This is a genomic window from Streptomyces adustus, from assembly GCF_009377175.1.
GTDB classification, from domain to species: domain Bacteria; phylum Actinomycetota; class Actinomycetes; order Streptomycetales; family Streptomycetaceae; genus Streptomyces; species Streptomyces adustus.
The window spans coordinates 1-1,362 of record NZ_VJZD01000539.1 but is presented as its reverse complement, the minus strand read 5'-3'; the positions used below and the strand labels follow the sequence as shown (position 1 = coordinate 1,362).

General features: G+C 73.1%; 1 protein-coding gene and 1 pseudogene. Both read left to right on the top strand.

Features of this window, described 5'->3' with window-relative positions; translation table 11 throughout:
• Window positions 1–154 precede the first annotated feature (154 nt).
• Complete coding sequence (locus FNH09_RS46385; protein ID WP_338017883.1) at window positions 155–1,138, top strand: permease; 984 nt, start codon at window positions 155–157, stop codon at window positions 1,136–1,138.
• Window positions 1,135–1,362, top strand: a pseudogene (locus FNH09_RS46380) (TIGR03943 family putative permease subunit); the annotation flags it as partial. The gene FNH09_RS46385 and the pseudogene FNH09_RS46380, both read left to right, overlap by 4 nt.

The window sequence follows — 1,362 nt, the reverse complement described above, 5'->3', positions numbered from 1 at the left end:
ATCTTGAGGCTCTCATGGGCCTTCCGCGGTATGTCATAGCAACGCCTGTGTCGGTTTGTGCCGTTATGTTCGGTATGAAGATCCGACGTTCGGAGTGGGCGTGCAGCAGACAGCTGAACCAGCCGGGGAGACGGAGGCGGCCGTCGCGAACCTCGTGACGACCGCCGGCCGAGCCCCCGCGCGCGGCCGGCCCCGGTTCTGGCCGTTCCTGTGGGTGGCGGCCGTCCTGGCCGGTGCGACGCTCCTCGTCACCGGCCGGTGGCTGGACGTGCCGGCCGTCCGGGCGTGGCGGACGGTCTGCCTGGCCGTCACCGTGCAGGCGCTGCCCTTCCTGCTGCTCGGCACGGCCCTGTCCGGCGCGATCAACGCGTTCGTACCGGCACGGGTCTTCAACCGGGTGCTGCCCCGGCGGCCCGTGCTCGCGGTCCCGGTCGCCGGGATCGCCGGGGCCGTTCTGCCGGGGTGCGAGTGCGCGTCCGTACCCGTCGCGAACAGCCTGATCGGCCGGGGCGTGCCGCCCGCCGCCGCGTTCGCGTTCCTGCTGTCGGCGCCCGCCGTCAACCCGGTCGTCCTGACCGCGACGGCCATCGCCTTCCCCGGCAGCCCCGCCATGGTCCTGGCCCGGCTGCTCGCCTCGCTCGCCACCGCCGCCGTGATGGGCTGGCTGTGGCTCTTCCTGGGCCGCGCGGAGTGGCTCAAGCCGGCCGTACGGCACACCGGTCACCGGTCGGGACACAGCCGCTGGACGGAGTTCCGGCTCGGCTTCCAGCACGACTTCCTGCACGCGGGCGGCTTCCTGGTGCTCGGGGCCATGGCGGCCGCCACCTTCAACGTGACGGTGCCGCGCACGCTGCTCGACACGTTCTCCGGCTCGCCCTGGCTGTCGGTGCTGTTCCTCGCCGCGCTCGCCGTACTGCTCGCGGTGTGCTCCGAGGCGGACGCGTTCGTCGCGGCCTCCCTCACCGGGTTCTCCCCACTGGCGCGGCTGGCCTTCATGGTGGTCGGGCCGATGGTCGACCTGAAGCTGATCGCCCTTCAGGCGGGCACCTTCGGCCGGGCCTTCGCGGTGCGCTTCTCCGCCGCCACGGCCGTCGTCGCCGTCCTGTCCAGCGCCCTGATCGGAGGAGCCCTGCTGTGAAGCGCCCTGCCCAGGTGGCCCTGCTCGTCCTCAGCGGCCTCGGCCTGCTGCACGCCTCGCTCTTCACGGACCTGTGCCTCAGGTACGTACGGGAGGGGATGCGCCCGATGCTGATCGCCTCGGGGGCGCTGCTGCTCGCGCTGGGCGTGGCGCAGGCATGGTCCCGCCCGGCACCGTCGCTGCTCGGGGGCGACGGTCACGGGCACGGGGGGCATGGGCACGGG